Here is an 8,406-nt window from a genome sequence, read left to right as displayed (position 1 = left end):
CGGTTAACCGCGCGTCAGCCCTCGGACTCGATGGCGGCCCTTGCGCCGGGATCGGAGTCCTTGAGGAACTTTTCGATCCGCTCCGGTTCCTCGGCCTCGCCGATCGCCGCGGACGCCCGGCCCAGCGAGTAGAGGGAGCGCAGGAAGCCGCGGTTGGGTTCGTGCTCCCACGGGATCGGCCCGACGCCGCGCCAGCCGTTGCGGCGCAGCGAATCCAGGCCGCGGTGGTAGCCCACCCGCGAGTACGCGTAGGAATCGATGGTGCGGCCCTCGTCCCACGCTTCCTCGGCCAGGATGGCCCACAGGAGCGAGGACGTGGGGTGCTTGGCCACGAGGTCCACGGCTTCCTGGCCGAGCGCGAGGTGCTGGTAGATCTCAGTCTCGGCAGGCAGGAGCGTGGGCTCGGGACCCATCAGGTTCTTGCGGAACTCGTCGGACATGGCTAGAAGGTCTTGCCGGTGGAGCCCAGCTGCTGGGCGGCCTCGACCACACGGGCGGCCAGGCCGGCCTCGGCGGAAGCGCCCCAGACGCGGGGATCGTAGAGCTTCTTGCTGCCGACCTCGCCGTCGACCTTCAGCACGCCGTCGTAGTTGCGGAACATGTGGTCCACCACCGGGCGGGTGTACGCGTACTGGGTGTCGGTGTCGATGTTCATCTTGATGACACCGTAGGAGACGGCGTCCGCGATTTCCTTGTCCGAGGAGCCGGAGCCGCCGTGGAACACGAGGTCGAACGGGTTGGACTTGCCGATCTTGGCGCCCACCTGCTCCTGGATGTCCTTGAGGATCTCCGGGCGGAGCTTGACGCCGCCCGGCTTGTATACGCCGTGCACGTTGCCGAAGGTCAGCGCCGTGATGTAGCGGCCGTTTTCGCCGGAACCGAGAGCGTCGATGGTGGCCAGGGCGTCCTCGACCGTGGTGTAAAGCTTGTCGTTGATGGCGTTTTCGACGCCGTCCTCCTCGCCGCCAACGGTGCCGATCTCAACTTCGAGGATCATCTTGGCGGCAGCCGTGCGCTCGAGCAGTTCCCGGGCGATCCGCAGGTTTTCCTGCAGGGTCTCGGCGGAGCCGTCCCACATGTGCGAGTTGAAGAAGGGGTTGCGGCCGGCCTTGACCTCTGCCTCGGAAGCGGCGAGCAGTGGGAGCACGAAGCCGTCCAGCTTGTCCTTGGGGCAGTGGTCCGTGTGCAGGGCGATGTTGACGCCGTAGTTCTTGGCGACCTCGCGGGCGAAGGCCGCGAAGCCCAGGGAGCCGGCAACCATGTCCTTGGTGGAGGCACCGGACCAGTAGGCCGCGCCGCCGGTGGAGACCTGGACGATGCCATCGGATTCCGCCTCGGCGAAGCCGCGCATGGCGGCGTTTAGGGTCTGGGAGGACGTGACGTTGACAGCCGGGAAGGCGAAGCCACCCGTCTTTGCACGGTCGATCATCTCGGAGTAGATCTCTGGGGTTGCAATGGGCATGCTGACTCCTAAAGTGAATTTCGTCTACGGGCTGGTGCTCCTGGAGGGAACCTCGTCGGCTAGGAACCATCCTAGTCATTCCTGCTCCGGGGCAGTGTCTCCGGTCACTGTGCCTGTGTAACACTCGCTCCCCCGGCGGTCCCGCCTGCCGCTCACCGCCCGAGCTTCCCGCCCAGACGGCAGTTCGCGGCAGTGTTGGGCGAAAGCATTGCCGTGAAGTGCCATCTCGGCGGCAGTTAGAGGTGCTGGCCGAACACGTGGCGGCGGATCCAGGCGTGCATCGCGATCGCGGCGGCAGAGGCCGCGTTGATGGAGCGGGTGGAGCCGAACTGCTCGATCGACAAGGTGTCCAGCGCCGCGTCGTGGACCTCAGGGGTCAGGCCCGGGCCCTCCTGGCCGAAGACCAGGACGCAGTCCCTGGGCAGTTCGTAGGTTTCCAGCGGGACGGAGTCCGGGAAGATGTCGATCCCGATGATCGCCAGCCCCTCCCCCTGCGCCCAGGTCACGAAGTCCTCAACGGTGGGGTGGTGGCGGACGTGCTGGTAGCGGTCGGTAACCATGGCCCCGCGGCGGTTCCACCGGCGTCGTCCGATGATGTGGACTTCCTTGGCGAGGAACGCGTTGGCGGTCCGGACCACGGTGCCGATGTTGAGGTCGTGCTGCCAGTTCTCGATCGCGATGTGGAAATTGTGGCGCTTGGAGTCCAGGTCCGCCACGATCGCCTCGTGCTTCCAGTAGCGGTATTTGTCCACCACGTTGCGCCGGTCGCCGTCCGCCAGGAGGTCCGGGTCCCAGTGCTCGCCCTGTGGAAGTTCGCCTTCCCAGGGGCCGACGCCGACCTCCGCCTTCGGTTCCGCCACTGCCGCCGGGTCCGCTGACGTCTCTGGCACAGGCTCTACGCCGGCGTCGCCGGGGATCTCGGGTTCAGTCACGCCTCAACATTAGACTGGGAGGCAGGTAGCGGCACACTTACGGCGGAGGACACCATGGCAGATCAGCGCGAAGAGCAGGGGACCGACTCAGACGGGGCACGTTCATATGCCTCGATGTACCGCAGTGGCCAGGAAATCGAATGCTGGCTCACGGACATGGACGGCGTGCTGGTCCACGAGAACCAGCCCATCCCGGGCGCCTCGGAGCTGATCCAGCGCTGGGTGGACACCTCCAAACGGTTCCTCGTGCTGACCAACAACTCGATCTTCACGCCCCGGGACCTCGCGGCCCGGCTCAGTTCTTCCGGACTGGAAATCCCGGAGGAGAACATCTGGACGTCGGCCCTGGCAACTGCCCAGTTCCTCAAGGACCAGGTCCGCGGCTCCGAATCGGGGAACCGCGCCTACACGATCGGCGAAGCAGGACTCACGACGGCGCTCCACGAGGCAGGCTTCATCCTCACCGACCAGAACCCCGACTTCGTGGTGCTCGGCGAGACCCGCACCTACTCGTTTGAAGCCATCACCATGGCCATCCGCCTGATCCTGGCCGGCGCGCGTTTCATCGCCACCAACCCGGACGCCACCGGGCCCTCGAAGGACGGCCCCATGCCTGCCACCGGGGCCATCGCCGCCCTCATCACCAAGGCCACGGGCCGCGAACCGTACATTGTGGGCAAGCCCAACCCGATGATGTTCCGCTCGGCGATGAACCAGATCGACGCGCATTCGGAAACCACAGCCATGATCGGCGACCGCATGGACACCGACATCATCGCCGGCATGGAAGCGGGCCTGCACACGGTGCTGGTGCTCAGCGGCATCACCCACCGGGACGACATCGCCGCGTACCCGTTCCGGCCGAACCAGATCCTGAATTCCGTGGCGGACCTCAAGAACCAGATCTGAGGAAACCCCTAGAACGCGGTCTTCTTCCCGCCGCCGCCCGGCAGCGGAAAGAGGTCGTCCTGGAGTTTGTCGATGATGGGCCGGTAGACGAACGGGCTCCAGCCCGGGCTCGCGTGCTCCGGCCTCGCCCCGTCGGTGCGCAGGTCATCCGAGGCCATGTTGGCTTTGAAGGTCAGCGACCACGTATCCCGGGCGGTCTCGTAGTCCACGGTCTTGTCCCGGGGGTTGCCGATGAACGCCATCTTTGTTTCGCCGAGTTTCCCGACGAAACGGCTTGCCTCAAAGTGGTAGATGTAGGCGGATTCGGACTGGATCAGCACGCTGGACGGCGCGAGCGGAGACAGCTGTTCCAGGGTCTGGTCCACTACTTGGCCCCAACTGCGCTCATTCTTGTGCAGCATCCTCTCGCCGAGCTCGTAGCCACCGCGCAGCACCGTAGGGAAGCGGAACCCGCTTTCGTAGAGCAGCACCACGCCCTCAAACCAGCTCTGGTCCAGCACGTCGTGCCGGCTCGCCGGGCTGGAATCCAGGAGGATGAACGCCACTTCGACGCCGTGCAGCTCGCGCAGCCGGGCAGCCACCTGAGTTGCCACCATGCCGCCGAAACTATGGCCGTAGAAGTAGAGGGTGGTGAGATTGTGGGCGCGGACGTACTCGATCACGGCAATGACCACCTCGTCGATGTCCAGCCCCTCGTTGGAATACCCGACGGCGCCGAGCCGGCCCCTCTTGTTCAAGGATCCGCGCAAGGCGTTCAGGATCCACAGGGCTTCTTCCCAGCCCGTCTTGTAGCCGGGGAACAGGATCCAGCTGGCGTGGGGATAGTACAGTTCGGCGACGTCATCCGGCACTTCGAGGATCCGGGTGACACGCCGATCGGTCTGCACGCGCCGCGTGAACAGCATGTCCGCCGCCAGCAGTGAAGCGGACCCGGCGCCGATCAGGAATGTCCGCCGGGAAACCCGTTTAAGCTCGACGGCGCGGCGGAGCATGCGGGCCTCGGCAGCACCGGGGCCTCGCGGATGGTTCGGTTCCATCTCGGCCGGCACATTACTACCGTATCCACGGTCCGGCGGGGATGAGAAACCCGACCAATCCGGAAGACAGAAGGGCAGCCTGGAGCGGCGTTGCCGCCGCTGGCCGGCTAGACAGGCTCGGGCTCGCGGCCGACCTCGCGACGGCTGATCTCCATGCCGATCTCGTCATACGTTGCCAGCAGTTCCGAGCGGGCCATGTCAGCGGGGTCATCGAGCAGGCCGAACACACAGTCGCTCGCGGCGAAGAGTTCGTCGTCGGAGAACCGGGTCAGCCGCCGGGTGCCGGAGGGATCGACGGAGGACAGGAATTCCCCGGACATGTCCAGGGTGGGCAATGCGGCGGAATCGTCGCGGTGCGCGGTCAGCTCCAGGGAAACGCCGCCGGGGGCGGGCATGCCGGCGATGTCCGAGCCGGCGCTCCCGCCGTCGATCGCGTTGAGGTCGTTGCGCAGGCCGGCCAGCGCCGATGATTCCACAAATGCGGCCAGGCCGAGGTCGACGCGGATGTGCGAGATGATCCCCATGCGGCGAACGCGCTGGACAATGTGCGTCAGGGAGGGGCGGGAGGCTTGCGTGAGGCTCCCCCGGACACTAATCCGGACGACGTCGGAAACGACATCGAGTTTGACGTGGGCTTGCAGTGTCTGGTCCATAGGTACTCCAAAGAAGGATGTCTATGGCCGACGGCTCAACCTCATTCAGCGTATCCGCGCTTGTGGTTGCACACAAGTCATAGGCGACTGCCGGTTCAGCCCGCCTGTCGCCGGTCCGGCTCTTCGTAGTGCGTCCGGGTTGCCGTTCCGCCCACAGACTGCACCAGGGAGGTGGCGATATCGCGGAGTTTGACGTTGCCGTTACTGGACGCATCGGTGAGGATCCGGACCGCGGTTTCCTGGTCGCAGCGGTTCTGCGCCATGACGATCCCGATCGCCATGTCGATGACGGTCCGGGATTCAAGGGTGGCGCGCAGGTTGGTGGCGCTGTCCGTGTGCAGCGAGAAGCGGACTGCCAGCCGCAGCGCCTGGGAGATTTCACGGGTGTAGCCGCGGGCCCGGACAGCGACGTCGCCGTCGAACTTGTGCGGGACATCGGAGTAGAGGTTCAGCGCCGCCTGGGCTTCGCCCTGGAGGTGGAAAGGCACCGACAACACCGAGCGCAGGCCGTGCGAGGCGACGGCGGAGGCATAGTCAGGGCCCCAGCGGTCCTCGTCGAAGAGGTCAGGGACGTAGACTTCCCGTTCCTCCTTGGCAGCGGTCAGGCATGGGCCCTGGGACAGTGAGTACTGGATCTCGTCCACTTCGCGGGCGGAGTCACTGCTCCACCCGATCGTGGCGGCCTTACGGTCCCGGAGCAGGGTAATTCCGCACAGCGCGTCGTCGCCGGAGCCCGCCACCTGGTGCGCGGAAAAACGCGCGAGTTCGTTCAGGAACACTTCGAAGTCCGCGCTGTCCAGGATCAGGTTCTGGATCTGGTCGACAGTGCCGACGGAGTCAGCCCTCAAGTCTTCGGGGTGCGGGAGCATGGCGCGTTTCTCCAGATGCGGGTACGGACGGGGGTATTTAAGAAATGATAAGTCACCCCCTGTACCCCGTCCATCCCCGTCAGCCGAGGGCGGAGCGCTAGTTGAGGCCCAGTTCGTCCTTGCCGAAGGCGAAGAGATACGGAACACCGGCTTCGGCCTCGATCTTTTCCTTGGCTCCCGTGTCGCGGTCCACGATCACGGCGACGGCCACCACGTTGCCGCCGGCCTTACGGACGCCTTCGACGGCGGTCAGCGCGGAACCGCCGGTGGTTGAGGTGTCCTCCAGGACCAGGACCTTGCGACCCTCGACCGAGGGACCTTCCACCTGGCGGCCCATGCCGTAGGACTTCTGCGCCTTGCGGACAACGAACGCGTCCACCGGGCGGCCGGCGTCGACGGCGGCATGCATGACGGCGGTGCCCACCGGATCTGCCCCCATGGTGAGCCCGCCGGCGCACTCGAAATCGATCCCGGCGTCCTCCATCAGGGAGAGCATGACCTGTCCCACCAGCTTGGACGCCTCGTGGTGCAGCGTGATGCGGCGCAGGTCAATGTAGTAGTCGGCTTCCGCTCCGCTGGAGAGAATGACCTTGCCGCGGACGACGGCCAGTTCCTTGATCAGTTCCAGGAGTCGGGCACGGGCAGAGGCAGCGTCAGCTGCGAAGTCACGGGTGGCAGTCATGGGTCCCAGTTTAGTGGCTGGTCCGGGGCCGACGGCCCGGGACCTTTTACTCTTGGCGGCACCGGCACACGGGAGTCGGATGGAACCATGACGGCAGGAACCGAACCATCCATGCGTTGGCCTGCGATCACCAAAGACATCGGCAGTTTCCGGGTCCGGCCGAACCTGGTGGACTATGACGCGGCGCGCGCGGCGTTCACCTGGGATGAGGGCCGACGCGCCCTGTCCGGGCTCCCCGGTGGCCGCGGCCTCAACATTGCCTACGAGGCAGTGGACCGGCACGCGGCCGGCAGCGGCGCCGGCCGGGAGGCTCTGCGGTTCGTCCGGGCCGATGGCAGCACGCACTCGCTGAACTACGCCGAACTCGCGGAACAGACCAACCGCTTCGCCGGGGTCCTGCGCAGTCTGGGCATCCGCCGCGGGGAACGGGTTTTCTCCCTCACCGGCCGCGGCCCGGACCTGTACGTCGCGGTGCTCGGCACGTTCAAGAACGCGAGCGTGTTCTGCCCGTTGTTCTCCGCGTTCGGCCCCGAGCCCGTGCGGCAGCGCCTCTTGCTCGGCTCCGGCCGGGCGCTGGTGACCACGCGGGCGCTATACCGCCGGAAGATCGCCCAGCTCCGCGAGCAGCTCCCGGAACTGCGCCACGTCCTGCTCATCGACGCCGAAGGCGATCCGGAGCCCGGAACCCTGGACCTGACAGCCCTCATGCGGGAAGCCCCGCCGGACGGGGAGATCGCGGCAACCCAACCCGAAGACATGGCCCTGCTGCACTTCACCTCCGGCACCACCGGCACCCCGAAAGGCGCCATCCACGTGCACGACGCCGTGACCGCCCACCACGCGACCGGCACCTTTGCCCTGGACCTGCACCCCGGGGACGTCTACTGGTGCACGGCGGACCCCGGCTGGGTCACCGGAACCTCGTACGGCGTGATCGCACCCCTGAGCCACGGGGTGACGGCCATCGTGGACGAGGAGGAAATGGACGCAGACCGGTGGTACCGGATCCTCGCCGAACAGGGAGTCACGGTCTGGTACACGGCCCCGACGGCCTTGCGCATGCTCATGAAAGCCGGGACCGGCCGGACCGCGGGACACGACCTCTCCGCCCTGCGTTTCGTCGCCAGCGTCGGCGAGCCGCTCAACCCCGAGGTGGTGGTGTGGGGGCAGGAGGCATTCGGGCAGCCGGTGCATGACAACTGGTGGCAGACCGAAACCGGCGGCATCATGATTTCCAACTACGCCGCCACTGAGATCCGGCCCGGTTCCATGGGCCGGCCGCTCCCCGGCGTCGAGGCAGCCCTCGTGGCCCGGGACCCGGACGGCAAGCCCGTCATCCGCGACGGCGAAGCGGCGCTGGTCACGGCCCCCGACGCCATGGGGGAACTGGCTCTCCGGCCCGGCTGGCCCTCCATGTTCCGCGGCTACCTGCACGAGGAGGAGCGCTACCGCCGCTGCTTCGCCGGCGGCTGGTACCTGACCGGGGATCTGGCCAGACGCGACGCCGACGGCTACTACTGGTTTGTCGGCCGGGGCGACGACGTCATCAAGTCCTCGGGGCACCTGATCGGCCCGTTCGAGGTGGAGAGTTCCCTCATGGAGCACCCGGCCGTGGCCGAAGCCGGTGTGATCGGAGTTCCGGACCCGGTGGCCGGCGAGGTAGTTAAGGCCTTCGTTGAGCTCCGGACCGGCTGGGACCCGTCCGGGGAGCTGGCACTGGAGATCATCGGATTCGCCCGCAAGCGGCTGGGCGCCGCCGTCGCACCGCGGCTGCTCGACTTCACCACCGCGCTGCCCAAGACCCGCAGCGGGAAGATCCTCCGGCGCCTGCTCAAGGCCCGGGAGCTCGGTCTGCCCGAGGG

General features: G+C 66.8%; 9 protein-coding genes. 2 read left to right on the top strand and 7 right to left on the bottom strand.

Going from position 1 to position 8,406, the window contains the following annotated elements; genetic code table 11:
* Positions 1-14: 14 nt before the first annotated feature.
* The 3 genes from LQV16_RS21960 to LQV16_RS21950 all read right to left on the bottom strand — a co-directional run bounded on the left by LQV16_RS21960 (position 15) and on the right by LQV16_RS21950 (position 2,352).
* Positions 15-440 carry a DUF3151 domain-containing protein gene (locus LQV16_RS21960; protein ID WP_229995977.1) on the bottom strand — a complete coding sequence of 142 codons (426 nt, stop codon included), beginning with the start codon at positions 438-440 and terminating at the stop codon, positions 15-17.
* Positions 441-442: 2 nt separating this feature from the next.
* Positions 443-1,462 carry a class II fructose-bisphosphate aldolase gene (gene fbaA / locus LQV16_RS21955; protein WP_091565009.1) on the bottom strand — a complete coding sequence of 340 codons (1,020 nt, stop codon included), beginning with the start codon at positions 1,460-1,462 and terminating at the stop codon, positions 443-445.
* A gap of 236 nt (positions 1,463-1,698) precedes the next feature.
* The gene (locus LQV16_RS21950; protein WP_229995978.1) at positions 1,699-2,352 is read right to left on the bottom strand and encodes a TrmH family RNA methyltransferase; all 654 of its coding nucleotides are present in this window, start codon (positions 2,350-2,352) and stop codon (positions 1,699-1,701) included.
* Positions 2,353-2,448: 96 nt separating this feature from the next.
* Between LQV16_RS21950 and LQV16_RS21945 the strand changes: the two genes are divergently transcribed.
* Complete coding sequence (locus tag LQV16_RS21945; RefSeq protein ID WP_229995976.1) at positions 2,449-3,303, top strand: HAD-IIA family hydrolase; 855 nt, start codon at positions 2,449-2,451, stop codon at positions 3,301-3,303.
* 8 nt (positions 3,304-3,311) lie between these two features.
* Here the strand turns inward: LQV16_RS21945 and LQV16_RS21940 are convergent, their stop codons facing one another.
* The 4 genes from LQV16_RS21940 to pyrE form a co-directional block, all read right to left on the bottom strand.
* On the bottom strand, positions 3,312-4,340 hold the full coding sequence (locus LQV16_RS21940; RefSeq protein WP_229995975.1) for a thioesterase domain-containing protein: 1,029 nt from the start codon (positions 4,338-4,340) through the stop codon (positions 3,312-3,314).
* 107 nt (positions 4,341-4,447) lie between these two features.
* Positions 4,448-4,993 carry a hypothetical protein gene (locus LQV16_RS21935; RefSeq protein ID WP_229995974.1) on the bottom strand — a complete coding sequence of 182 codons (546 nt, stop codon included), beginning with the start codon at positions 4,991-4,993 and terminating at the stop codon, positions 4,448-4,450.
* 95 nt (positions 4,994-5,088) lie between these two features.
* Complete coding sequence (locus tag LQV16_RS21930) at positions 5,089-5,862, bottom strand: GAF and ANTAR domain-containing protein (RefSeq protein WP_229995973.1); 774 nt, start codon at positions 5,860-5,862, stop codon at positions 5,089-5,091.
* 97 nt (positions 5,863-5,959) lie between these two features.
* The gene (gene pyrE / locus LQV16_RS21925) at positions 5,960-6,544 is read right to left on the bottom strand and encodes an orotate phosphoribosyltransferase (RefSeq protein WP_229995972.1); all 585 of its coding nucleotides are present in this window, start codon (positions 6,542-6,544) and stop codon (positions 5,960-5,962) included.
* An 87-nt stretch (positions 6,545-6,631) separates the two neighbouring features.
* On the opposite strand from pyrE, the gene acsA reads away from it, so the two are divergent.
* Positions 6,632-8,406: acetate--CoA ligase (gene acsA, locus LQV16_RS21920; RefSeq protein ID WP_229995971.1), on the top strand; the 1,775-nt coding region annotated here is incomplete at its 3' end.

It is taken from the genome of Arthrobacter sp. Bi26 (assembly GCF_918697925.1).
GTDB lineage: Bacteria > Actinomycetota > Actinomycetes > Actinomycetales > Micrococcaceae > Arthrobacter.
The sequence above is the reverse complement of the archived record's forward strand: the minus strand, read 5'-3'. Positions and strand labels throughout refer to the sequence as shown.